Origin of the sequence: Bacteriovorax sp. PP10 (assembly GCF_035013165.1) — a bacterium.
Taxonomy (GTDB): Bacteria; Bdellovibrionota; Bacteriovoracia; order Bacteriovoracales; family Bacteriovoracaceae; genus Bacteriovorax; species Bacteriovorax antarcticus.
Genome location: NZ_JAYGJQ010000001.1, coordinates 1,027,161 through 1,050,550 on the forward strand (window position 1 = coordinate 1,027,161; position 23,390 = coordinate 1,050,550).

At 38.6% G+C, this 23,390-nt stretch carries 22 protein-coding genes; 12 read left to right on the plus strand and 10 right to left on the minus strand.

The window, feature by feature from the left end:
• Window positions 1-125 precede the first annotated feature (125 nt).
• The 4 genes from SHI21_RS05065 (at window position 126) to SHI21_RS05080 (ending at window position 4,533) form a co-directional block, all read left to right on the plus strand.
• Complete coding sequence (locus SHI21_RS05065) at window positions 126-1,031, plus strand: DUF4339 domain-containing protein (protein ID WP_323575127.1); 906 nt, start codon at window positions 126-128, stop codon at window positions 1,029-1,031.
• A complete protein-coding gene (locus SHI21_RS05070; RefSeq protein WP_323575129.1) occupies window positions 1,021-1,926 on the plus strand; it encodes an alpha/beta hydrolase in 906 nt (301 codons plus the stop codon). The genes SHI21_RS05065 and SHI21_RS05070 overlap by 11 nt, the downstream gene beginning before the upstream one ends.
• On the plus strand, window positions 1,923-2,444 hold the full coding sequence (locus SHI21_RS05075; RefSeq protein ID WP_323575132.1) for a hypothetical protein: 522 nt from the start codon (window positions 1,923-1,925) through the stop codon (window positions 2,442-2,444). The genes SHI21_RS05070 and SHI21_RS05075 overlap by 4 nt, the downstream gene beginning before the upstream one ends.
• 61 nt (window positions 2,445-2,505) lie before the next feature.
• Entirely contained in the window at window positions 2,506-4,533 is a 2,028-nt protein-coding gene (locus SHI21_RS05080; protein ID WP_323575134.1) for a serine/threonine protein kinase, read from the plus strand.
• A 61-nt stretch (window positions 4,534-4,594) separates the two neighbouring features.
• On the opposite strand, the gene SHI21_RS05085 is transcribed toward SHI21_RS05080, so the two are convergent.
• The 7 genes from SHI21_RS05085 to SHI21_RS05115 all read right to left on the minus strand — a co-directional run bounded on the left by SHI21_RS05085 (window position 4,595) and on the right by SHI21_RS05115 (window position 12,735).
• A complete protein-coding gene (locus SHI21_RS05085; RefSeq protein ID WP_323575136.1) occupies window positions 4,595-5,446 on the minus strand; it encodes a pyruvate, water dikinase regulatory protein in 852 nt (283 codons plus the stop codon).
• A 3-nt stretch (window positions 5,447-5,449) separates the two neighbouring features.
• Complete coding sequence (gene miaA / locus SHI21_RS05090; protein WP_323575138.1) at window positions 5,450-6,415, minus strand: tRNA (adenosine(37)-N6)-dimethylallyltransferase MiaA; 966 nt, start codon at window positions 6,413-6,415, stop codon at window positions 5,450-5,452.
• On the minus strand, window positions 6,412-8,142 hold the full coding sequence (gene mutL, locus SHI21_RS05095) for a DNA mismatch repair endonuclease MutL (protein ID WP_323575140.1): 1,731 nt from the start codon (window positions 8,140-8,142) through the stop codon (window positions 6,412-6,414). The genes miaA and mutL overlap by 4 nt, the downstream gene beginning before the upstream one ends.
• Window positions 8,142-9,050, minus strand: coding sequence for a GGDEF domain-containing protein (locus SHI21_RS05100; protein WP_323575143.1), 909 nt, complete (start codon window positions 9,048-9,050; stop codon window positions 8,142-8,144). The genes mutL and SHI21_RS05100 overlap by 1 nt, the downstream gene beginning before the upstream one ends.
• A gap of 61 nt (window positions 9,051-9,111) precedes the next feature.
• Window positions 9,112-10,380 (minus strand): hypothetical protein, encoded by a 1,269-nt coding sequence (locus SHI21_RS05105; protein ID WP_323575146.1) that lies wholly within the window; start codon window positions 10,378-10,380, stop codon window positions 9,112-9,114.
• 8 nt (window positions 10,381-10,388) lie between these two features.
• On the minus strand, window positions 10,389-11,525 hold the full coding sequence (locus SHI21_RS05110; protein WP_323575148.1) for an acyl-CoA dehydrogenase family protein: 1,137 nt from the start codon (window positions 11,523-11,525) through the stop codon (window positions 10,389-10,391).
• Window positions 11,526-11,592: 67 nt separating this feature from the next.
• Window positions 11,593-12,735, minus strand: a complete 1,143-nt coding sequence (locus tag SHI21_RS05115; protein WP_323575149.1) for an acyl-CoA dehydrogenase family protein — start codon at window positions 12,733-12,735, stop codon at window positions 11,593-11,595.
• Between the two features lie 97 nt (window positions 12,736-12,832).
• Here SHI21_RS05115 and SHI21_RS05120 point away from each other — a divergent pair, with 97 nt between their 5' ends.
• A complete protein-coding gene (locus tag SHI21_RS05120; RefSeq protein ID WP_323575151.1) occupies window positions 12,833-14,557 on the plus strand; it encodes a hypothetical protein in 1,725 nt (574 codons plus the stop codon).
• Complete coding sequence (locus SHI21_RS05125; RefSeq protein ID WP_323575153.1) at window positions 14,554-14,973, plus strand: hypothetical protein; 420 nt, start codon at window positions 14,554-14,556, stop codon at window positions 14,971-14,973. The genes SHI21_RS05120 and SHI21_RS05125 overlap by 4 nt, the downstream gene beginning before the upstream one ends.
• 46 nt (window positions 14,974-15,019) lie before the next feature.
• Here the strand turns inward: SHI21_RS05125 and SHI21_RS05130 are convergent, their stop codons facing one another.
• Window positions 15,020-16,171 (minus strand): LysM peptidoglycan-binding domain-containing protein, encoded by a 1,152-nt coding sequence (locus SHI21_RS05130; protein ID WP_323575155.1) that lies wholly within the window; start codon window positions 16,169-16,171, stop codon window positions 15,020-15,022.
• A gap of 113 nt (window positions 16,172-16,284) precedes the next feature.
• Window positions 16,285-17,244 carry an endonuclease/exonuclease/phosphatase family protein gene (locus tag SHI21_RS05135; RefSeq protein WP_323575157.1) on the minus strand — a complete coding sequence of 320 codons (960 nt, stop codon included), beginning with the start codon at window positions 17,242-17,244 and terminating at the stop codon, window positions 16,285-16,287.
• Window positions 17,245-17,343: 99 nt separating this feature from the next.
• Between SHI21_RS05135 and rlmN the strand changes: the two genes are divergently transcribed.
• Entirely contained in the window at window positions 17,344-18,462 is a 1,119-nt protein-coding gene (gene rlmN, locus SHI21_RS05140; protein ID WP_323575159.1) for a 23S rRNA (adenine(2503)-C(2))-methyltransferase RlmN, read from the plus strand.
• On the opposite strand, the gene SHI21_RS05145 is transcribed toward rlmN, so the two are convergent.
• A complete protein-coding gene (locus SHI21_RS05145; RefSeq protein ID WP_323575161.1) occupies window positions 18,463-18,798 on the minus strand; it encodes a hypothetical protein in 336 nt (111 codons plus the stop codon). It abuts the gene before it with no gap.
• A 167-nt stretch (window positions 18,799-18,965) separates the two neighbouring features.
• On the opposite strand from SHI21_RS05145, the gene sppA reads away from it, so the two are divergent.
• Genes sppA through SHI21_RS05170 form a run of 5 tightly spaced genes read left to right on the plus strand, consistent with a single transcriptional unit; the run spans window position 18,966 to window position 23,353 of the window.
• The gene (gene sppA, locus SHI21_RS05150; RefSeq protein WP_323575163.1) at window positions 18,966-19,883 is read left to right on the plus strand and encodes a signal peptide peptidase SppA; all 918 of its coding nucleotides are present in this window, start codon (window positions 18,966-18,968) and stop codon (window positions 19,881-19,883) included.
• 11 nt (window positions 19,884-19,894) lie between these two features.
• Entirely contained in the window at window positions 19,895-21,127 is a 1,233-nt protein-coding gene (locus SHI21_RS05155) for a hypothetical protein (RefSeq protein ID WP_323575165.1), read from the plus strand.
• Complete coding sequence (locus tag SHI21_RS05160) at window positions 21,127-21,588, plus strand: SH3 domain-containing protein (protein ID WP_323575167.1); 462 nt, start codon at window positions 21,127-21,129, stop codon at window positions 21,586-21,588. Before SHI21_RS05155 ends, SHI21_RS05160 begins: the two co-directional genes overlap by 1 nt.
• Window positions 21,585-22,487: a hypothetical protein gene (locus SHI21_RS05165; RefSeq protein ID WP_323575169.1), complete on the plus strand. Its 903-nt coding sequence runs from the start codon at window positions 21,585-21,587 to the stop codon at window positions 22,485-22,487. Before SHI21_RS05160 ends, SHI21_RS05165 begins: the two co-directional genes overlap by 4 nt.
• Entirely contained in the window at window positions 22,487-23,353 is an 867-nt protein-coding gene (locus SHI21_RS05170) for a hypothetical protein (protein WP_323575171.1), read from the plus strand. The genes SHI21_RS05165 and SHI21_RS05170 overlap by 1 nt, the downstream gene beginning before the upstream one ends.
• Window positions 23,354-23,390 lie beyond the last annotated feature (37 nt).

A 23,390-nucleotide genomic window follows, 5' to 3' on the forward strand; every position in this document is an offset into this window, starting at 1 on the left:
TCATTTGACGAATTCCTTGAGATACCTGAGAGAATTAGTTTAAAGAGGGGAAAAATGTTCAACCTTTTATTGTAATTTCAAACCGTTAAAATAGAACTAGAAAATTGTATATAAGGATGAGAACGATGGAGACTAATATGGTTAACTGGTATTACGTTATAGGTAGCGAGCGTGTAGGGCCTGTGAGCGTATCAGCTCTAAAAGTTCTTTTTTCAACCGGTGAAATAAATAACGATACATATATTTGGAAAAAAGGTTTCGCAAATTGGGAACGTTTAAAAGACGTGAGTGAATTGAAGCTTGATGAAATGGAAATTGAAGGTGCACCAGTGGCCGCACCAACTTCAGCTCCAGAAGTTGCTCCTGCTCCAGCTAGAAAACTAGATTTAGTTGCAGAAGATAAATTAGAATTAAAAGCACCTGTAAAAAAAGAAGTGACGAGAGAAATTAAAATCGATCAGTTGAAGAAAGAAGAAAAGACTTCACCTGAAGTGCATTTTTCTTTTAACTGGCACACGGTAAAAGAGCAGGAAGAATTATTTTTTCTTAAAATCGGTAAAGACCGCAAACATGCTGCTGATGATATTTACGGGCCTTATTCATTGGTGGAATTAAAAGAAGCACTGGAAGAAAAACGTGTGAATCTTCATACATTAGTTTTTTCACCAGGAATGAGCAGCTGGACGAAACTGCAAGATACACCGGTGAATCCTGATTACACTGGGATTGCTTTATCAAGTGTATCGTTAACAGAAATTCCGTTGATGTTGGTATTTGATTCTTTCCCACAACCGCTTACAACACTTGTAAAAAAGGCCGGCGTGAGAGGAGGACTTCTTTTAGGTTCAGGTCCATTTATTGAATTCCAAAATAAAACAGTACTGGCTTCACTTTATGTAGGAAGTGAAATGAAAGTTAAAAATGTGCAAGTTGTGGTTCAGAGTTATGACAAAAAAGACCAGTCTATAGAGTGCCTGTTTGTCGATTTAACGACTGATGCTAGAAAGATAATGCTTAACCATGCAGTCTAATAAAAATGATGAAATACTAAAATGGAAAGAGTTAAGTGGGGGGACATCTGTCACTCACTTTTCTTCTTTTTTACCTAATCAACAAATCTATCTTAAAAAAATAAAGGCCCACAAAAAAACTGAGAATCCTATCACGGTTTTTTTGTTTCATGACCTGGCCTCTTATCATGGGCGTTTTTATAATTTAATGAATTGGTTTAAGGCCCATTATCCGGAAGTTAGTTTCGTGATGATGGATTTCTTGGGGCATGGACTTAGTTCAGGAACGCGCGGGCATATTGAGCATTTTAACCATCTGGTTAATGATGTGGCCCACGTTTTTAGAATCATGGAAAAAGCTCCCGGTGAAAAATGGATGGCCCTAGGCCAGGGGATAGGTGCACTCAGCCTGCTTGACCTGGTTAATCGTTTTGATGAATCACTGAAAAATAAAATCGATAAGTTAATTCTTTCAAACTTTATTTTAAATTTTGATTCTCCGGTACTAAATCTTCAAAATCTTTTACTTGAAAAAATGAATCCACTTGAATCGTTGATGAGAACAACCAGACCGATGGAAATTTATCTGCCGGAAGAAGTCCTGACTCACCCAAGAGAGCAGGGGTTGTATATGGAAGACCCGCTGATTGTGAGAAAACCTACATTTCAGACTTTTAAATGTATTAATTTAAAAATGAAGAGTGTTTTTCAAGATTCTTATTTTCTTGATCGTCCTACTCTGATTTTACAAAGTGAAAGTCCGTACCTACTCACAAGAGGGATGGATTCATTCTCGAAAGGTCTCAAAAAAGGATTATTGTCAGAAAAGAAGTATTCAAATCTGAAACATGACTTGTATAATGAAAAAGACAACCTTCTTGTTTTTAACGATATTGCTGAGTGGATCCAATCATGAAAAAAACTATCATCCTACTTCTTACTCTTTTAACTCTTACTTCGTGTGCAAACCTGTCAAAGAATACAGTTAAAGAAGGTCCTTTTCTGGTAAGAAATGGAACGGCAGCAGATAAGACTTGGTATGAAACGTTAACGCTTAATCGCGTGTCTTGGTACCATGAATTGACTTTAGAGTTCGACCTGATGTTGGCGCCCATTGCTCCACAATCTAGTTTTAATTTTTGGTTTTCAAAAGATGAACTAGAAGCGATCGGTAAGTGCGGGGACTTCAAACTTGTCCTGGCCTACTCAAGGGATACTAAAATACTCCCGTACTCGTACTTGAATGAACAATTGGATAACTCTGGGTACAGAAAACTGGAGCTTCCATCGTTCAAAAAGAACTTTTTACAACACCCGGATGCTGAGATGAACTCACTTCGTTTATACCAAGTCTACGGAATTTGCCGCCCAGATCAGAACAATAAGCCATTGATTTTTAACTTCCCTGGCTTCAGCGAAAAGATCGTAAACTAAACAAGTTATAAATTTAAGTTTTTAATGCTTTTTACCGATATAGAGATCGGGAGCATTAAAAATGTCATCAGAAACTAAACGTGAACGCTTCGGGCGTTATCTTATCCTCGACCACCTAGTCGATGGCGGTATGGCAAAAATTTGCCGTGCACGTTTCTTAGGTGAGCAAGCGGATAAAGTTGTGGCCATTAAGATGGTCCAGCCACAGTTTTCTAAAGATGAAGCTTTCAAGACTATGTTCATGGACGAGATCAAAGTTACTTTTGGTCTGATTCACCCGAACGTTATTCAAACTTACGATTACGGTATGAACAAAGGGCAACTTTTCGTTGCGATGGAGTACTGTGACGGTCGTAACTTAAAAGAATACCTGGATAAATTAAAAGAAAGAAAATTCGTTTTCCCAGTCGAAATCTCGACTTATATTATCTCTCAAGCATGTCAGGGGCTTTATTACGCTCATACATTCAGAGATAAATTAACTGGGCAGGAAGCAAATATCATTCACCGTGATATCTCTCCTCACAACGTTATGCTTACGTACGATGGATCAGTTAAGATCATCGACTTTGGTATCGCGAAGTCTCAGACAAATTCAGAATCAACTCAAGCAGGAACAATTAAGGGAAAACTTTCTTACCTTGCTCCTGAATATCTTGAAGGGTTAGAGCTTGATGCTAGATACGACCAGTTCGCACTAGGAATCACTCTTTGGGAAATGTTATGTTCAAGAAAGTTATTCAAAGAAAATAACGATCTTGCAGTACTTAAGAAAATTCAGGAGTGTAAAATTCCTGTGCCTTCATCGATCAATCCAAACGTTCCAAAAGAGCTGGATGAAATCGTATTAAAAGCACTAAGCAAAAACAGATCTAAGCGCTACGAAAATCTAGACCAGATGAACCGTGCACTTATGAAGTTCTTATACGCTAAGTATCCAGACTTCAATGCTACCGATCTTTCTTATTTCGCTCAGGAATTATTCAGAGATGAAATTAAAAAAGACCGTGAGAAAATGTTTGAGTTCGGTAAAATCGACATCAAGCCTTTCTTAGATGACATGAGAAAAGAAGTAGAGCGTGGATCTAATAATCCAGAGTTTACTTCTGGTGGATCTCCTGCGAATTCTGCCGTAGAGTCTCCAGCGATTAAAAAAGAAGCAATCCTTGATTTTGGTTTTGAAAAAACTGAGAAAAAGAAAAATACGATTACTGTAAAGAAATCGGCCGTTGCTCCAAAAGATAAGACGAATTCTTCTGAAGACAGCACAATGTCTAGAAGAATTGCTGATATCAATGACAGTACGATGACCAACCTGAAAAGAGGTGCGGGAACTAAATCGTCGTCAGCTACGTCAGCGAATATTAAAAAAGAAGCGACGAAAGTTATCAAGACTGATACTAAAAATCTTGGTAAGCAAAAAACATCAATTGGAACTTATGCAGCGATGCTGGCGTTCTTGTTTGGTGGCGGATTCTATTTCTACACAAGCTTTATTGCTGAACCAGAAATGGAAGCAGTTGTTGAAACTGCAAAACCGAAAGCTATTCATGACAAGAGCAGAGTACCAGCAGCACAGACTGCGGCCACTGAAGAACTGAGTGGAACAGCAAAGATGATGCTGACCCATTTTGACAAGCAGAAGATGCAAGTGTTCATTAATGGAACGAGATCTGATGTTGACCTGTTAAATTCTGTGATGGTTCCGGTTGGAAAACCGTTTACTGTGAGAATTCAGATTGAAGGAAGAAAGCATTTTATTAAAGAAATGAACTTAGGAAATAATTCTACGTTTGAAGTGGAAATTCCAGAGACTCCAGCAATCGCTTATGGATATGTTTATACTTCTCCAGAGTGTAGTGCGAGAGGGGAATTACGTTTTGAAATCTATGGTGAAAAGAGAGTGAGTCCAGTACCAATGAGACAAGAATTTGGTGTGGCCTTCCCACTTAACCTGGATGAATACGGAAGCCTTGCTCCAGCAAGCTATGAAGTCTTCTTTAAGAAAGCAGGTGAAGATATCGAACGTAAGATCGAAATCAACATCAAGCGCGAAGATCAATCTATTGATTTATGTGAATTCCTTTAAGGATTTTCTCTCAAACTCAAAAAACTAAAAATTATGATCATACGAAGAATAGTCCAAAGGACTATTCTTTCGTTTGTTTGAAAATATTATTTTTTCTCATGCTTAAAAGTTTCATAATATCGGCAGCAGTCTCTTCAAGTGCCTTATCAGTCACATTAAAAACCGGCCAGCGTTTATTTTCTTTAAACAACTGGGTTGCCCATTCAACTTCTTCAACAATTTTGTTGTGTTCAGCATAGTCGCCCTGGTGCTTCTCGGCCCCTAATCTTTGCAGACGGTTCTTTCTGATTTCTCTCAACATTTCAGGGTCAATTGTCAGCGCAAAAATCTTTCTTTGATCGACCTCAAATAACTCTGTCGGCAGAGGCTGATCTTTAATCAGAGGGATATTTACAACCTTAATTCCGTGCTGAGAAAGATAAACTGAAAGTGGAGTCTTAGATGTTCTTGAAACACCTACGAGAATAACGTCAGCTAAGTGAAGTGAATTTAAGTTTCTTCCATCATCATGGTTTAAAGTAAACTCCATCGCTTCAACACGACGGTAGTATTCATCGTTCACGGCATGAAGAAGACCTGGCTCACTCATGGGCTCTTGATTAAAATAATTTGAAAATGCAGTAAGAGCAGGACCGATCAGATCCAGAGTTCTTACGTGAGTCGAGCGCGATAGCTCGGCGATATACTCTCTTAGTTTTCCAGAAACAATTGTGTGGATAATTAAATCGTGGTGAACAGCAGCTTCGTTAAAGATGGCATCAATTTGTTCAGTCGTACGAATGTTTTTATAGCGAGTGAAAAAAACTTCGCGTTCTTTAAACTGCGCCATAACTGCACGTGAAATGGCCGTTGCCGTTTCTCCCGTTCCGTCTGAGATAATAATGATCTTTAAGCGTTGAGTTTCGCGGTTCATTTTTTATTCCTTTAAAAACGATGTCACTCTTTCTTTAATCTTACCCTGATCATGAATCGGATTAAAACTTTCTTTTGGGGTAATTTTATTAAAAAAGGTTCTTTGTGCTTTTGCCAATTGGCGGGTAGAGATGGCAATACGCTCAATGCATTCTTCAATGTTGGCAAAGAGGCCATTCTTGAATTCCAGTGCTTCTTTATAACCAATAGAAGCGAGAGGCTTCTCAGTTAAGAAAAAACCAGCTTTTTCTAATTCAAGGACTTCTTCCATTAAACCCTGATCAAACATCTCTTGTGTGCGCTTTTTGATGATTTCAAAATGCTCATCTTTAGGAAGATCCAGATAAAAATGTAGTACATCCCAAGGATGACTAATCGTAGAGAAGTCGTATGGATTTAACTGATCATGCTCTTTTTTCTTATCCGAAATCTTAGTCCCGGTTAATTGAAAGTATTCTACGGCCCTCATCAGGCGGTAGTGATCATTTTCATGAAGATTGATAAGTGATTGAGGGTCATTAATTTTTAAAAATTCAATGAAAGGTGCAATCCCTTCATTTTTATACTGCTCAGTGATTCCTTCTTTTAATTCTTTGGGAGCAGTAGGGGATTCATACATACCCTTTAAGATGGCACGTAAGTAAAATGCACTTCCACCAACCAGGATCACAACTTTATTCTGCTTAAATAGCTCCAGAATAACTTCTTCACCTTTTTTGATGAAACCTGAAGCATTCATTGGGCTGTTGATTGATTCAATATCGATCATGTGATGTTCGATACCGTCTCGCTCTTCTAGCGTAGGCTTGGCCGTACCAATAGAAATTTCTTTATAAAATAAAAGTGAGTCGAAATTTACGACTGCTGCTTTCATATGAAGTGTGTTCTGAATATGTTTGGCGATTTCAATACTGGTTTTTGTTTTTCCGCTGGCCGTCGGCCCTGAAACAACAATTAATTTATGATTCATTTGAATAAACTCTTTAAACGATCTGCTGTCAGCTCAACCATCGCTTCGGGACAAGCGTTCTCCGCAACCACTCTTTCAATCCACGCACTAGGTGCTTCACTTAAAAGATTGTCAGAAAAATTCTCATCGAAGAATTTTTGGAAAGAAGCACTTTCAAATTGCTGAGTCTTTGGCAGGTTAAAATACTTAATCAGGACTTCAGATAATGAAGCCAGTAGAGCTTGTGGAAGAAACTTTGGAATAGTTCTTAAAACAATATACTCAGCATTCAAGCGATCGAATTCAAATCCCAGGGATTTAATCGTCTCAAATTGCGTATCAATTTTTCCTTTAAGGATCTTAAACGGTTCACTGATTAAAAGTGGCCCGGTTGATTCATCACTTAGAGAAAAGCTCTTTAATTCTTTTGTAAAATAGGAAACGATTAACTTCTTTAAATCGATCAGTGTCGGTTGTCCCAGATCAGCAATTAAAAACTGATTTTGTAAGCGTTGAAAACGAGGAGCTTCCTGGGTAAGGGCCGATTCTCTGTTAAAGAGATTATATTCAGACTGGTCATTATATGATGACGATGAATAGTTAGATCCTGATCCATTTCCAGAATCATTCACTAAGTTCATCAGGTCAAAGTTTTGATTATCAGCACGTGAGAAAAATGAAGGAGTCGACTCAAGAGAGATAGACTCAGTCGGCATCTGACTTACTACTTTTTTGATACCATTTTTAATGGCCGTAACTAAAAGCGAGTACACAACATCCGATCTTAGAAATTTCACCTGAATTTTATTCGGGTGAACGTTCACATCGATTTCTTCTGGAGGAGTATCAATCTGCACAACATAATGCCCACTTTCACCAAAACGCCAGAAGACATCGAGATTTCTAAGAAGTGCAGAGTGGAGTGATTTATCCTGGAAGAATCTTCTATTGGCAAAAAGATAATGGTGACGGTACTGAGGAGTCGTATAAGTTTCTTTTGTAAAATAAACTCTCACTCTATAGTTGTCGTACATTTCTTCTGAGAAAATTAAATTCTGTGTTTCGGCCTTTCTACCAAAGAAGACCTGAGCGATTCTTTCAGCAGCGTTTTCTTTTGCTACTGCTTTGAAGATTTCTTTTTCTTTTTCATCCCATTTTATCGTGAAAGTCACTTCGGGGTGGCAAAGAACAAATGAATAAATCATTTTCTTAAGAGCAGACTTCTCACTCACTTTAGATTTAATAAATTTTAAGCGAGCTGGCGTATTGAAGAAAAGGTCTTTGATATAAATGGCAGTTCCCTGAGTGCTTGCCTGTTGAGCAATCAAAAGTTCTGTGTGGCCGCCGGCGATAATAATCTTTCCGCCTTCAGCGTTCAGATCTTTAGGCTGAGTCGTACAAGTCACTCTTGCAGAGGCCGCAACAGAAGCCAGAGCTTCTCCACGGAATCCAAAACTATGTAAGCGGTAAAGGTCTTCAAATGTTTTTAGTTTGCTGGTAGCGTGGCGAAGAAAAGCGTAGGGAAGGTTCTTAAAAGTCATCCCGTGACCGTTGTCTTCAATCGAGAGTAGATCCATTCCGTTTTCAATTAAATGCAGATGAATTTCAGTTGAACCAGCATCGAGAGAATTCTCCAGCAGCTCTTTTAACAAAGAGGCAGGACGCTCCAATACTTCACCAGCTTTAATCTGGTCAATAATGTGTTCCGGAAGAATTTCAATTTTAGGATTAGTGTCTACTGTCGTCATTAGCCCCTATAGAATTGCACCTGATTCCTGCCTCCTTCCTTAGCTTTGTAAACAGCTTCGTCAGCTCTCTTAAAGAGATCTGTCCCAGTGATTACACCCTGGCGGTAATCTGCAACTCCAATAGATGCGGTTACGGGAAGTCGTTTCCCGTCGTACATGAATTCTTTGCTCTCAATTAATTTTCTTAAACGTTCAGCGATCTCGAAAGACTGCTTTAAATTCGTTTTAGGAAGGAGGATAACAAACTCTTCTCCACCGTATCTGGCGAAGACGTCCTGCTCTCTAATTCCGTTAGAACGAATAACCTGTGCCATTTCTTTTAGTACATAGTCACCGGCATCATGACCGAAGCCATCGTTTAGTTTTTTGAAATGATCCAGATCGAAAATGATAAGTGATAGAGGATCACCTGTTACTTTTGATTTATTAACTTCTAACGTGATGCGATTGTTGAAATAAGTTTTGTTATAACAACCTGTATGCTTATCAGTGTTAGCTTCAAGATTTAGTTTATCGTAAGTCAGTCTTTCAGGATCTCCCTTTGGAAGATACTTAAGAGCGATGCTTCCGATCTTAATGATGTCACCTTTTGCTAAAGGAGTGTTGCCTTCAACTTTTTTATTATTTAAGTAAGTCCCGTTTTTTGAACCACAGTCTTCAAGCACATGTGTTTCACCAGAAACGTGAAGTTTAAAATGGTAACGAGACACACCGTTAAATTCCAGCGCAATTCCATTGTCAGCATTTCTACCAACACCAGTCATTGATTCAATTAAATCAAATAGTGTTCCGTTAAGATCACCACCAACAACTAAAAGTGCAGCAGGCTTTTGTTGAGCTTCTTTTTCTGAAGCTTGCAAAGCAGCTCGTATGTCAGTTAAGACAATTGTTGTGTCGTCAGTACTCATTTTATCAGGGTCCTTTTTTCTAGATTTTCTTAAGCCTAATTTTAGCTAAGAGACTAACTTTTTACAACTGGTTCAAAAATTCAAATGCGTAGATCTTCCCGGCCTCTACACCTGGTTGATCAAAAGGATCAATCATTAAGTAGTCGCCCATAAGAGCTGTTAAGCTTTCGAAGAAGAGAATCAACTGTGCCAGGTGATATTCGTCGTTTTTAGCGATTTTTACGTGGATAATATGGCGTTCATTTTCTCTCAGCGCTTTAATTGTCCCTTCCATCTCAGCTTTCATTAAATTTGAAAGACTAAAAGTTGAGAGTTTTGAAAGGTTATTACTGCTTAAAACTGAGTGAAGAGGGAAGTCGTGAGCAAACTTTTCAACTTCAACGATGATAAAAGCTTTATCGTTTGGCCCTTCCATGAAAAGTTGAACTTGTGAATGCTGGTCAGTCGCCCCGTATCCTACGATAGGAGTGAAACCAACATTAATCATTTCGCCTTTTCTATTTTTCTTTTTCCCTAAACTCTCTGCCCACAATTGTGTAAACCAGAAAGAAAGTGATCTAAGTTTTGATGAATAAGGCATAAACACAGTTTGTGAAATCCCTTTTTTCTCTTTTAAGTGATAAAGAAATTCAGCGGCAGCAAGAAGTTCATTTGTACTTCCATCAGTTGATAGAAGATCTGCCTGAGCGTCTTTAGCTCCTTTAATGAATAGATCTAAATCCATTCCAGCAAATAGAGCAGGTAAGAATCCAACAGGTGTAAGTGCCGTAAAACGTCCACCAACATCACTTGGTACTTCAAGAGTCGTGATATCCCATTCGCGGGCAAGAGTTAGTAATTCACTCTTAACCGGATCAGTAGCGAAGACGAAGTAGTTTTTATATTCAGAAGGGCGCACACCGCGAGCTTCAAGAAGTTGAGTGATGATAGCAAGAGCTGCCAGAGTTTCAGCAGTTCCACCTGACTTTGATACGAAATAAAATAAACAGTCTTTTAATTCAACGTTCTTTAAGAAATTCATTTGCGAGTGGATTTCTTCAGGATCGATGTTGTTTATGAAGATAAACTTCGTATCGTTTTTTTGAAGAGCACTCACCATCATTTCCGGGCCAAGGCTCGATCCACCGATACCAACGTGAACAAAAACTTTTCTATCAGAAAACTTTTGGTACACAGTCTTCGTTGTTGTTTCTAGTTCTGTACGATTGAACGTGTAGAAGAACTGCGTGCGAGCGTTGTTGATGATCCCTTTAAAGATATCAATCTTAGTTGCAGCAAGGTCATTCGAAACATTTGGACGCTCTGGAAAAAACTTAAACGATAAAGACATATAAATTCCTAGTGTGTTTGGTATTCTTTCTTTAATTGACGAGCGATAACCACTCGTTGAACTTGATTCGTTCCTTCTACAATTTGCAGAACTTTTGCATCTCTCATGAAGCGCTCAAGAGGGTATTCGCGAGTGTAACCCACGCCTCCTAAAATCTGAACAGCATCAGTTGTCACTTTCATTGCTGTATCAGTCGCTTTTAATTTTGCAAACGAAGCGATCTTTTGATTTGGTTTTCCAGAATCATAAAGTCTTGCGGCCTCTTGAACTAGTAGTCTTGAAGCTTCAATTTCACAGGCCATATCGGCCATCATGAATTGCAGACCCTGGAATTCAAAAATAGCATGATTGAATTGGTGACGAGTAAGAGAGTACTTCACTGATTCATCCAGTGCTCTTTGAGATAACCCAACAGCAACTGCACCAATTGTGATTCTTCCTTTATCTAAAGCGGCCATCGCTACTTTAAATCCTTGTCCTTCACCGATTAAAATATTTTCTTCCGGAACAAAGCAGTTCTCGAAAATCACTTCGCGAGTAGGGCTTGCTCTCCATCCCATTTTCTTTTCTTTTTTACCGAATGATAAACCAGGAGTTCCATCTCTTACGATGAATGCTGTGATCCCTTTAGATCCTGCTTCTCCCGTGCGTGCCATAACGATATATGTTTTTGCGATACCACCAGAAGTGATCCACATTTTTGTACCGTTAAGAATGTATCCACCTTCAGTTTTTTTAGCAGTCGTTTTTAAAGCGCCAGCGTCTGATCCTGCACTTGATTCACTTAAACAGAAAGCTCCGATCTCTTGGCCTGCTGTTAAAGCGGGAAGGAAAGTTGTTTTTTGTTTTTCTGTACCGAAGTCATTAATGATTGCTTGAACCATTGTCGAAACTGAAACGGTAACTGAGTAAGACACAGAGTATTTTGCAATCTCTTCAAGAGCGACTGCGCAGTCTTGGTATGATAATCCTGCTCCACCGTAGGTTTCTGGAATAGTCATTCCACAGAATCCCAGGTTTCCAAGATCAGTGAAAATGTCCATGCGGAACTCTTCAACTTCATCATCGTGCTCCATATGAGGCTCGATCTTAGCAAGACAGAATTTTTCTAATTGTGATTTAAGTTCGACTTGTAATTCATTCATGGTTTTGAACCTTGATTAATTTGTTGAAGAAAAAGGCCGATGAAAAAACACCGGCCATTAAATATTTCTAATGCTTCATATCTTTTAATAAGTGTTTCGCGATGATCGTAATCATGATCTCGTTAGTCCCAGCACCAATTTCGTTAAGCTTGTTATCTCTCATCATACGCTCAAGAGGGAACTCGCGAGAGTATCCGTATCCACCGTGAACTTGAATAGCGTCCAGTGCAATTTTCGTCGTCATTTTTGGAATAGCAAGTTTAACCATGGCTGCTTGAGCAGGTCCTCTGTCGCCTTCGTCATATGCTTTTGCGATTTGGTATAAAAAAGCTCTCATCATTTCAGTTTCAGTCGCCATCTCAGCAATCATTTTTTGGATTAACTGGAAGCTTCCGATATTTTTTCCGAATTGCTTTCTTTCCATTGAGTACTTAATACATTGATCAACACACGCTTGAGCGATCCCAAGTGAGATACCAGCGATAGTGATGCGTTCGATATCAAGGTTTTTCATCATGTGGTAAATAGACTCTCCCTCTTTACCAACAAGAGCAGACGCGGGAACTTTAGCGTTATCAAAAACTAGTTCACCTGTAGGACTTGATCTCATACCCATTTTGTGAATTGGTTTACCAGCGTGGAAGCCTGGAGTTCCTTTTTCAACGATGAATGTAGAAAGATTTTTTCTATCTTCACCTGTGCGCGTGTAAACGTAAGCTACGTCCGCATAGTGAGCGTTCGTGATCCACATTTTTGTTCCGTTGATGATGTAACCATCACCGTCTTTTTTTGCTTTTGTCTGAATACCAACAGCGTCTGAACCATATTCAGGTTCACTCATTCCCATACAACCAATCCATTCACCTGTAATAAGTTTTGGAAGGTATTTTTCTTTTTGTTCTTCTGAAGCATTATTTTGAATGTTGTTTACACATAAAATTGCGTGAGCAAGATACGAAAGAGTTGATCCAGCACAAGCTTTACCAAATTCTTCCATTACAATTGTCGCTGCTACTGCTCCAAGTCCGGCACCGCCGTACTTAGGATCTGCAGTGATTCCTAATAAACCAAGCTCTCCCATTTTTTTGAAAGCGTTGATATTGAAAGTTTCATCGTGATCATGTTTTTCTGCGAAAGGGGCTAGCTCTTTCTGAGCAAAATCTCTACATACCTTCTGGAGTTCTTTTTCTTCAGCACTGAAAAACCACATTGCACAACCACCTTTTTGTTGAGTATAATTTTAAAAATATAAGTGAAGAGATTTATAACAAATTTCTCTGAACACTGTAAGACATGAGGTGTTAGTAGTGAGTCTCACGACCCCAGTTCCACGCGACCAAGATACAGTTTTTCCCGGAGAAAATTGGTTTTTCTATTGGAAGACCTCTGCCTCTTTGTGGAAAACAAAATTACAGGAGTTTCCTGGAACAAAAATTATTATTCCTCTCAACTGGTCTTTTCACAGCGAAACAGGTGATCAATTTGATTTTGATAACCACAGACCTGAGACAAATCTAAAAAAGTTAGTTGAAATCGCGACTGAAGTCGGGAAAAACGTCGTATTTTTCCTTCCTCTCACTCCCGCACCATTTCTTCCTAATGGAGGATTGCCACACTTACTCGCGAGAAGTGTTGCGTTAAATAATGAGCAAATGGCCTACGGGATCATTGACGCTGACGACCATCTGGTCAAAATTTATTCTTTTTTTGATCCAAGAGTTTTCGAAGCATTCGATCGTTTCGTAAAAAAACTTGGACAATATTTTTCAGTAAATAAAATTAGTGCAGATGTTTGGGGTATTCGCTCAGGATATTTCAAAGACGGACAGTATAGAAGTTTTATTGAAGACACTTCAAAAACCTTCGAATCAGCTTTTTCTCGTTTTTTACAGACGAAAAAATCTCCTGACGAAGTGATTTCTCCTATTGAAGAACGTCAGTATGCTTTTGAATTTAACAAAACAATTCAAAATCTTTATGAAACAAATGCCCGTGAATCTATCAGAGACAACTTTGAAGGGACACTCGATGTCGCGTTTTTAGGAGCGGGGACAGAGAACTTTTTAAAACGTCTTTATGGAACAATTTCGACGGCCGATTACTCAGCTGAGCTTTATGAATCTCTAGCTAAAGATATTATTCCTTCATCAGTTCTTCTTTCTCACCGCCTGAAAAAAGGTGTGTTGACGAGAGAGTTAAATGACCTGGTAGCGAATTCTTATCTGCCATCACGATTAGCAAGCACAGCTTACGAGCACGAAGATATTTCAACTTTCCAACCACTATCATTCTTCAAAGTTTTTGAAAGAATTGATGGAGTGAGCTCACTTTTCCAAAACTGGTCAGACTTAAATCTGTGGCAGTATTTAAAAGCGAATTTTGGATGGAGTTACAAAGTTATTCACAGTGATACGTTAAAGCTTCACGAAAATAAAACTCCTTATCAGGAAAACATCCTGCTATTTCATGGCCATGATGTTGACCGCACGATTTTTAATTTCATTTTAAAAACGTTTATGAACGGAGGCCGTGTAATTTTAAACCGCTCAGGTTTATCAGATGAATTTAACCAACGATTTGAAACATTCTTTTTAGAGAATAATTTAAACGTTGAAAAAGTTCATTTCCAGACTCAAATTCAAAACATCGCTCTTGGTGAAGGACGCCTGGTTCTGATCGAAGGTGAGGGATTTAAAGACCTTTCAAAACAAGAGTACTTCGACTTTTGGAAAACTTTAGTTGAAACTTTCTCTCTGATTCACGTGCCAATTCAAAACGTGGACGGGCTTGATTTCTATTGGAGAACAAGACCATCTTCGACGAATGAATTGAAGTTTGAAGAGGTGAGACGTTTGAGTCTTTACAACCCGACAAGCTACCGCAAAAAAATTAAAATGAATCTTACGAAGAACTTTGTCGTTTACAAAGTTTTAGATGAGATCAACGTTATCGTTCAAACATATCCTAACGAAATTGAAATTGAACTTTCTCCGGAAGGATCAGTCATTGTCGATTTTGGAGTTTTCTCATGAAAGAAATAGAGTACATCGTAGGCGTTTATAACTTCTATAATCCATTTCCAGAAGACGGGCAGGAGTCTTATTACTATCTGCTTTATTTATTGGATGAAAAAGGGATATTAGAGCGCGAAGCGGCCTTGATTATCTTTAATGAACGTTTCACTTCTGAAGAATTAGTGGGATTCAAGACTCCGCATAATACTATCGGGCCTTTTATTTCATTGGAAAAAGTAAACCAGTATGCGTTTGCTCTTTGTGAAGAATTGAATGCGGCTAAGATCAGTTTATTATCGGTTCAAGAGTACAATGCTCTTTTGGAAACGAGCCAACTGGCCTCTGATTTTCATCGCGATCTCTTGGAAAAGGGGAATGTAATGGAAAATATCGAAAGAAAACAAAAAGGCTTTTTAAGTCGATTCTTTAGCTAAATTAAGCAAAAAAAAACCGGCGATTGCCGGTTTTTTTTGGTTCGTTCTACAAAGTTTGAATTTCTTCATCAATGTCCGGAGCAATTTCTTGTTCGTGCGGCACAGAGATGTTGTTAATTAAATCAATTTCAGTTTCTTTCGGAGCTTGAACTGTCTTCTCAACAGCTTTTGCAATGTTGTCTCTCTTAGTCGCTGAAAGCGTCTGAATCGCTTCATCTACTTGAGTTTCATCATTTGCAGTTAACGTTTGTGTATCTGTAATTGTCTGCTGAGTAGGGATGGCAGCTTCTTTAGGAGCAATCGCTTCTTCAACTAAAACTTCCTCAACGATTCCTTCTCTCGAAGCAGCACCGCGGGCCAGTTCGCGGGCCACGATTTCTTTTTTCGGTTGAGCAGCTTTTGGCTGAACGTAGTTGGCCATTCCTCCATTCGTATAATACAGAGTGAATCCAGCGTAAATCACGTTAGGGTTTTTAATTAACGGCTTGTTGTTTTCCCAAATTGTTTTCCATTTTTTAGGAGTCGCGTACACAGCGTTTGAAATTGTTCCCAGAGTTTCACCAGTCTTAATCATGTATGGTGTTCCAGCTGGATTCCAAACAAATGGAGAAGCAGGAGCGCGGTACTTAAGTTCTGTATTTGCTTTAAGAGAAGAGTTGTTTGTTAGTTTATCCGAGTTCATGTTTTTGATGTCTTTCCACTTAGAAATATCACCGTAAAGCTTGAACGCGATTTGCATAAGAGTTTCACCTCTTTGCACTTTATAAGATTTAATTTGTCCTGCCTCAGAGTAAGTAGCAGGTTCAACTTCAGTTTTAATTTCAGGAAGAGCTTCTTCAACTAAAACCGGAGCTTCTTGAGAGTGATCATTCGTGCTTGGATCAACTGCAATTTGTGATTCTTTAATTTGAGTGTCATTCGGCCCTGACGGAGAGAACTCATCTTGAAGAGATTTTAATTCAGAATCATCAACTGTTGTAATGTTACTTGGGCTATCTGTCGCAGCTGGACTACTTGTTTCATCCATTGTTTTAGAAAATAAATCATCAGTTGAATCTGCTTCGTGAGATGAAGTTTCTGCAACTGCAGCATCTTTTGAATCTGTAGGTTGTTCAGGAGTTTTAAATCTTTCAATTAGTCCACATGATGAAAGGACTAAAGACAGAAATACAACTTTGAGCATTGTTTTATTTTTCAAGCGAGACTCTCCCTGGATACATACCTATTAAATAAACTATAACATGATTTATTTTACGGGATTTACTGATCTTATGAGAGTGCTGGAAAATGTTGCCCAATTTTTAGAGGAGTTTAAAGTGAAACAGCGAGAGATTCTGTATCATTTTGATCTGGCATTTCTTCAATCGGAGTTTCATCTTCTTTTGAACGAAGATATTCAACCTCTACCGCCAGAGGTTTGTGGTCTGAGCCTTTATAAATAGAGTCGACACGTGCTTTTTTGATTTTTATATCGCTCGTGTAAAGAAAGTGATCGAGAAAGTTACCATTAAAAGTGATGCGATTATCAGGAACGAAACCAGCTTCCTTCAATTTTAATTTCCTAGCGTATTCGTCAAGAATAGCAATGCGGTCTTCATTCCATGTATTAAAATCTCCCGCAAAAACTAATGGGCTAGGGATATTTTTAATTTCCTGATAGATTCGCTCCATCTCTTTTCTAAAACCGGCCGTCGATACGAAATTGATTCCATGAATATTTACGACAGTTAGTTTTTTCTTTGAAAAGCGGATTGGGTAGCTTGTTACTAAAGTCATTTTAGGTGACTTTAAAATCGGCTCGCGGGTGTCAGTTCTGATGAACTGAGTGAACTCAGCATCAACTGTACTAATGTTCGCTACACCTGTGCGGATTTTTTCTTTGCCATAAAAAAATGATGTGGCCGTTTCAATCTTAAAAGAAAATAGAAATTTAAAAACATCTTTCATGTTTTTATCCAGGTAAATTTCCTGGTTCATAATGATGTCTCGGCCTAAAGAGAGGGCCAGGAATTCAGGTTTAAATGTCTCATCTTCGCCTTTGTGGAGATTCCAAACAAGGAAACTCCAGTTCTTTGGAGGTAACTGCTTTTTGCTCGCTTTCCCAAGAGGCACAAGCACTTCACTATCATTCGGGACAGGTGAGGCAAGCTGTTCTATGCCCTCAACATTTAGACTTTGGTCTTCCAACTCGAATGACTGGGCATGCAAAGGCACAGAAGTCAGAGTTAACAGCGCGGTAAGTGCTAAGAATGATAGATTTAATGTTTTCATAAACAAAGCGTATAGCTCGGTTTTTGTTTTGTAAAAAGGTAATTGTAAAAATTACTTTCTATCGCCAAAAGGGCCGAACTTTGATATAAGCCCCTTACTATGAGTATTAATTTAAAACTAGAAAAGCCTTCTTTATACGCCCTTTCGTTAAACGAATTGCGTGACTACTTATCATCACAAGGTCTGGCCAAATTTGCGGCCGATCAAGTGTATCAGTGGATGTATAAAATCCAGGAAAGAGATCTTTCTAAGTGGACTAATATCTCTAAAAAAATCCGTGAAGATTTCGAAGCTAACTTTGATTTAAGTCTTCCAACAGTTATCTGGAATGGTCTTTCAAAAGACGGAACGAGAAAGTTCTTAGTAAAGATGCGCGATGGCCAGACAGTTGAGACGGTAGCGATCCCGGCAAAGGATCGTCTGACTCTTTGTATTTCATCTCAGGTTGGATGTGCGATTGGATGTACGTTCTGTCACACGGGAACAATGGGATTAAAAAGAAACTTATTAGCTGACGAAATCGTAGGCCAGTTTATGGCTATTTCTCACTGGCTAAAAGACAATACAACTGACAGTGAAAGACTATCGAACATCGTCTATATGGGGCAAGGGGAACCACTTCATAACTACGATAACGTTAGATCAGCGACAATCATTTTCATGGAAGATAAAGGTCTTGGACTTTCTCAAAGAAAGATCACTTTATCGACTTCAGGACTAGTTCCTCAGATTGAAAAAATGTGGGATTTCCCACCGGTGAATATTGCCATTTCTCTGCACGCTGCTCACAACGATATCAGAACTGAGCTTATGCCGATTAACAAGGCCTATGACCTTGAGAGACTTTTCAATGCAATTAAAAAAGTTCCATTGAAAGCTTATAGAAGAATCACGTATGAATATATTTTGATTGCCGATCTTAACGATCGTCAGGAAGATATCGACGGACTTACTGATCTTTTAGAAAAGAGTAAATCGAAAATTAATATCATTCCATACAATGATTTTCCGGACTCGAAGTTTAAACGCCCGAGCAACTCGAAAATCATCTGGTTCCAGGAGTCACTCCTTAAGCGTGGTTTTGTCTGTACGACAAGAACAACAAAAGGTGGCGACATCCTGGCAGCATGCGGTCAGCTAAAAAGTGAATATGAAAAACTGAATCTCTGGGACATCGATAAATCGAAGGCCTTCGAGATGCAGTTTTCAAAACAATAATTAGTTTCTGCTGTTTTCGTTTGTTCGATACATCCAAGGTTTTGGCCCTTCAACGGCTTCATCCTTAACTTCCGGCGCAGGTTCTTCGAATTTCTTCTTATCCTTTGCCTTAATAGATGACGGCTCACGATCAGACTCTTCTTCCGAAGCGATCTGACGAGTCGTTTCGATTCCAGTTTCCACCTTATAGTGATCACCAAAATCTGCAGTCTTCATCTCTTTTGAAGGTGCTGCGTACTTCTTAAAACCAACTTCTGGGTTTTTGTATTCTGTTGCCACGGCAAGAGAACAAATTCCTAGAGTCAGAAGAGAAAGCGTAACAATTTTTTTCTTCATACATACTCCCTTGACCCAGCTTATCGGATCTTTCTGTTCATCGGATGAATCGTGACAAAACTTGAGCTCAATTGTCGGGCTTTTGGAAAGTTTGTTTACGTGGGCCTTTGTTTTTGAGAGTATAGAGGTGAATAATTTAATGGGTTTGATCAAAAAATGGAGTTTTTGTGACGTCTTCTAAAAATACTAAGGCCTTGTTCGGCATATTTGCGATGGTTTTCGTTTTCTTCGTCATTCTAGTCGTTTTCGCATACTTCACTATGAATGCTTTCAATGAAACTTCATTGGTTCAAAAAAAATCTAATAAAGCACACATCGGAGTTATTACCGTTGAAGGTGTAATTATGGATTCTAAAGACACAATTGAAATGCTTCAAAATGCAGAAGAAGACAAACAACTTCAGGCCATCATTTTAAGAATTGATTCTCCCGGTGGAGCTGTTGGCCCTACTCAGGAAATTTACGAAGAAATTCAACGTATCGATAAAAAGAAACCAATCTATGCTTCATTCGGATCGATTGCAGCGAGTGGTGGATACTATATTGGTGCAGCAACAAGAAAAATTTGGGCAAACCCTGGAACACTGACTGGATCGATCGGGGTTATCATGGAGTTTATGGATTTATCTAAACTCTACGAGTTCGCTAAGGTTTCTCCTCAAACAGTTAAAGCAGGTAGATACAAAGATGCAGGAAATCCTGCCCGCGCGCTAACTCCTGAAGAAAAAGATATGATGGATAAGTTGATTGCTGGTGTTCATAAACAATTTATCGGTGACATCATGAAGAGACGTGCCGGAAAAATTAAAGGTGACATCACTGAGCTTGCTCAAGGACAAATCTTTTCTGGAGAGTCAGCAATGGAAGCAGGTCTGGTTGATTCAATGGGAAGCCTTTGGACAGCAGGAAGAGCAATTCACACTGACTTAAAAATCAAAGATGAATTTGCACTGAAGTTTATTGATAAGAAAAAGAAAATGGGATTCTTGGATCTAATGGGGTCTTTAGAAGAAAGTGTTAGCAAATTAAATTTTAATTCACTGGCGGAAATGGCAAATACTAAGCCTCGCTTGATGTTTAAATAATTGAGAGATTAATGGAATCAGTTCTCCCTTGGATGCAGGAACATTTACTAGCAGTTGTCGCGATCTTAATTACGATCGTGCTTGTGTATCATTATCTGATTGAAAAAGAGACTGGTGCCAAATTATCGAAGCGCTACAGAAATTCTATTTTTGAAGCACAGTCGAAAATTTTCCTGAATGCGACTCAGTACCTGATTTCCGGAAATAAAGATTTAGCGATTAAAGAATTCCTAAGTGCAGTGGATATTAACCGTGAAACGATTGAAACTTACTTTGCATTAGGTGGGCTATTTAGAAGTAACGGTGAAATTGAAAAGGCCATCAGTATCCACAGATCACTGATAGCTAGAGAAAGCATTTCTGAATCACATCGTCTGCGCGCTCTAAAAGAGCTGGCAGTGGATTTTGATAAAGGTGGATTCGTTGATAAAGCGATTGAAACTTACCGCGACGTTTTAAAAATCAACCGCGATCAAACTGAAGTTATCCAGGCCCTATGTCGAATTTACGAAGATACAGAAGACTGGGATCAAGCTTATAACTGTCGCATCATGCTTTCAAAAGTTGGGCAGCAGAATCAAGCAGAAACGATTTCACACATCCTGGTTCAAAAAGCAAAACAACACTTTGAAAAAGGCGACTTTAAAAAGTGCGAAGAAGATTTAGAAGATGCATTTAGATTTGCTCCTTCTGTATCAGCTAAAATTTTAAGACTGAAATTGTTTTTAGTTAGTGGTGATTTAGAGCAAGGAAAATTCCTTTTGCTTGAGATCTTAAAAGAGCATCCAATGTATGCGTCTTTTATTTTCGTATCGATCGCTGAAGACTTTAAAACAAACAATGAAGAACTAAAGAAGAGTTACCAGGCCCGTCTTGAAGTGCTAAGAAAATACTTCCTGGAAATGGATGACAAAGATCTTATCTCTTCAGCTTCAGTTGTTCTTTCCAAAGTGCGTCTGTTAAAAGAGCAGGGAATGAGTGGCGAGGCTTTCGATATTTTAAAAGGCTGGATGGATAACAATAAAAATTCATCTGAAGTCATGAAAGTTGAATACATTAAATTATTAATTGAATTACAAAAGAAAGATGAAGCGCTGGAGCAGACAAAAGGTCTTCTTCAAAACCTTCATCAGACACTGGCAAAACACTATTGCCGCCAATGCGGATATAACTCGGATAGTTTATTCTGGCGTTGTCCACAATGTCATGAATGGGAGACCATTCAGTTTAGATGGAAGGTATAATGTCTAAAATAATTTTAAGCATGATGCTTATTTTTAGTTTTAATCTTTTTGCTCAAACCACACCTCCTGCCACGACGGCAGCGAGCAGTACAGCGATGAAAAAAACGCTGGTCAGTGTGAAATACTTCAACCAGATGATGGGGAACGTTCACCAGAATGCTTCTCGTTTTTCACAAGTAATGACGACGATTAGTTGCAATCATCCCGTTAAGGTGTTGAAAGAGACTTCTGCAGACGGAAAAGAATTTCTTCTTTACGGCGACAATAACTGGAACTTTGTGACGGTCGGGCCTTATGACGGCTTTATCATGTCGGCCTATTTATCAGACAAAAAAAATGAATGTTTCGAAGAAGAGTACTCAAAATTTTTTGATGGACTTGAACTCGATATCACTGACCTTTACTACTGGGCAAGGCTGTACGACCAATACACGCAAGGTAAGTCGAAGGTGAACCAATGAAAAAATTAGTTTATTCAACATTGATGGCACTGACTTTATCAACTGGCCTTGTGGCGCAAGAGCATAAAGCAGAAGTAAAAGCAGAAACACCTGCTGCTGATGGGAAAGAGTTGATTGATTTCTCATCAATTAAAGACCTGATTAAAAAAGATGGCCTTGAAGGTGAGTTACAGAAGAAACAAACAGAAAAAAGAGTTCTTTTAGATAAAAAGAAACTCCTGGATATGAAACGCTATAATGTTCCGCCTGCTGATGTATTCTGGAATATGTTTTCAGAGTTATGGCTGGTGAAGAATGCTACGACATTAAAGTGGGACTTTCATAAGCCTGACTTTGATATTGAAAAAGCATTTATCAGTTTATTAGAAGCACAGGGAATTTACGAAAAGAAGATCAAGATCTTGCTTCTGGATACACCCGATGTGATTCACGCTGCTCTACCAAGTAATGATAAAGAATATATCTTTATTTTATCCCTGCCTTTTATCAGAACGCTGGATTTATCAAAAGTAGAAATCTCATTGATTCTCTTTGAAGACTTCCTTCGTGCGAGAAAAGGGTATTTCAAAAATTACGTAACTTCTAAAGAGCTTGAAACCTATATGGGATCAAACTTTGCTGGAAAACCTTTTGATAAAAAATTAATCGCTGATCATTTAAAGAAGTATTCAAATGTTTTACTGGTGAAAGGGTTTAGTTTTCAAGAGCAGTTTGAAGTGACTACAGAGATGGATACACTTCTAAAGAATGATATGAAGATGTGGAACACTTATCTGACTCTTCTTGATAAAATAGATAACTTAACGAAGACCAATGCGCTTTATAAGAAGTACAATCAGATTTATCCGTCGCCAGAGCTACAGATGAACTGGTTAAAACCTAAGCCAACTCGCTTTTAATGAAAGCTAACATCATCGGTTACTACAATACAGTCCGCGATTTTCTCCAGTCTAATCTGGGAAAGCAGATGATTTTGTATTTTGCCTTTTATGTCATTCTTTGGGGTTTTCACCTTATTCTTATTTCCCTGATCTCTTTTTTCCATCTCCTGCTTGAGCACAACATCAGAACCATTGGTGACTGGATTAGCGATAGAGGGTGGGGACTTATTATTATCTCCAAAGTGGCCGTATTCTACTTAGCGACACTGTTTGTGAATCTTAAAACTAAAAAGATCTTTTCTTTAAAGAGCTATTTTCGAAATAGTATTCAGGCCCCGAGAATTGAAGTTATCGTAACGTTATTATTTTTAGTGATCGCTTTACTTGGATTAGGTGAAATAAAGTTCAACAGAACGATGATTGTTGAAATTGACCGCTTACTGCTTTCAATTATCGGCTCATTCGTCTTTTTTGCTGTCGATTATGTTCTCTTAGTTATCCTGGATGTGTTTTATCCCGTGCGTGAAGATAGTCTGCGTTTAAAGCGTATGATCTTACTTCCACTTTTCTTTTATTTTTTTACTGCTGCTACTTTTGTTTATGAGCAGACGATTACACTTAAGTTATACGCCTTTTTCGTTCTGCTTGTTTATTCAGGAGAGTGGAGAAGAAAAAATTGGACTCTACCTGCGGTATTCTTGATAGCTTTTATTGTGCCAGCATTCTCATTATTAGGTTTAGACCCAGTGTGGGGAGAGATTTATTCTCCAATGGCAGCGTCGAAAAAAATTAGTACGGCCTCAGTTTTCATTTTAGTCTTTTTTGCCATCGGATATCTGCAATACACTCTGAGAAAGAAACCAGAGTATATCTATCGGGATTGATTTCACTTAAAATTTCATCAAAAGTTGTCTATGATAA

Coding starts and splice junctions, on each gene's coding strand:
- SHI21_RS05065 (WP_323575127.1), top strand. CDS start 126: ATGGAGACTAATATGGTTAACTGGTATTACGTTATAGGTAGCGAGCGT.
- SHI21_RS05070 (WP_323575129.1), top strand. CDS start 1,021: ATGCAGTCTAATAAAAATGATGAAATACTAAAATGGAAAGAGTTAAGT.
- SHI21_RS05075 (WP_323575132.1), top strand. CDS start 1,923: ATGAAAAAAACTATCATCCTACTTCTTACTCTTTTAACTCTTACTTCG.
- SHI21_RS05080 (WP_323575134.1), top strand. CDS start 2,506: ATGTCATCAGAAACTAAACGTGAACGCTTCGGGCGTTATCTTATCCTC.
- SHI21_RS05085 (WP_323575136.1), bottom strand. CDS start 5,446: ATGAACCGCGAAACTCAACGCTTAAAGATCATTATTATCTCAGACGGA.
- miaA (WP_323575138.1), bottom strand. CDS start 6,415: ATGAATCATAAATTAATTGTTGTTTCAGGGCCGACGGCCAGCGGAAAA.
- mutL (WP_323575140.1), bottom strand. CDS start 8,142: ATGACGACAGTAGACACTAATCCTAAAATTGAAATTCTTCCGGAACAC.
- SHI21_RS05100 (WP_323575143.1), bottom strand. CDS start 9,050: ATGAGTACTGACGACACAACAATTGTCTTAACTGACATACGAGCTGCT.
- SHI21_RS05105 (WP_323575146.1), bottom strand. CDS start 10,380: ATGTCTTTATCGTTTAAGTTTTTTCCAGAGCGTCCAAATGTTTCGAAT.
- SHI21_RS05110 (WP_323575148.1), bottom strand. CDS start 11,525: ATGAATGAATTACAAGTCGAACTTAAATCACAATTAGAAAAATTCTGT.
- SHI21_RS05115 (WP_323575149.1), bottom strand. CDS start 12,735: ATGTGGTTTTTCAGTGCTGAAGAAAAAGAACTCCAGAAGGTATGTAGA.
- SHI21_RS05125 (WP_323575153.1), top strand. CDS start 14,554: ATGAAAGAAATAGAGTACATCGTAGGCGTTTATAACTTCTATAATCCA.
- SHI21_RS05135 (WP_323575157.1), bottom strand. CDS start 17,244: ATGAAAACATTAAATCTATCATTCTTAGCACTTACCGCGCTGTTAACT.
- rlmN (WP_323575159.1), top strand. CDS start 17,344: ATGAGTATTAATTTAAAACTAGAAAAGCCTTCTTTATACGCCCTTTCG.
- SHI21_RS05145 (WP_323575161.1), bottom strand. CDS start 18,798: ATGAAGAAAAAAATTGTTACGCTTTCTCTTCTGACTCTAGGAATTTGT.
- SHI21_RS05155 (WP_323575165.1), top strand. CDS start 19,895: ATGGAATCAGTTCTCCCTTGGATGCAGGAACATTTACTAGCAGTTGTC.
- SHI21_RS05160 (WP_323575167.1), top strand. CDS start 21,127: ATGTCTAAAATAATTTTAAGCATGATGCTTATTTTTAGTTTTAATCTT.
- SHI21_RS05165 (WP_323575169.1), top strand. CDS start 21,585: ATGAAAAAATTAGTTTATTCAACATTGATGGCACTGACTTTATCAACT.
- SHI21_RS05170 (WP_323575171.1), top strand. CDS start 22,487: ATGAAAGCTAACATCATCGGTTACTACAATACAGTCCGCGATTTTCTC.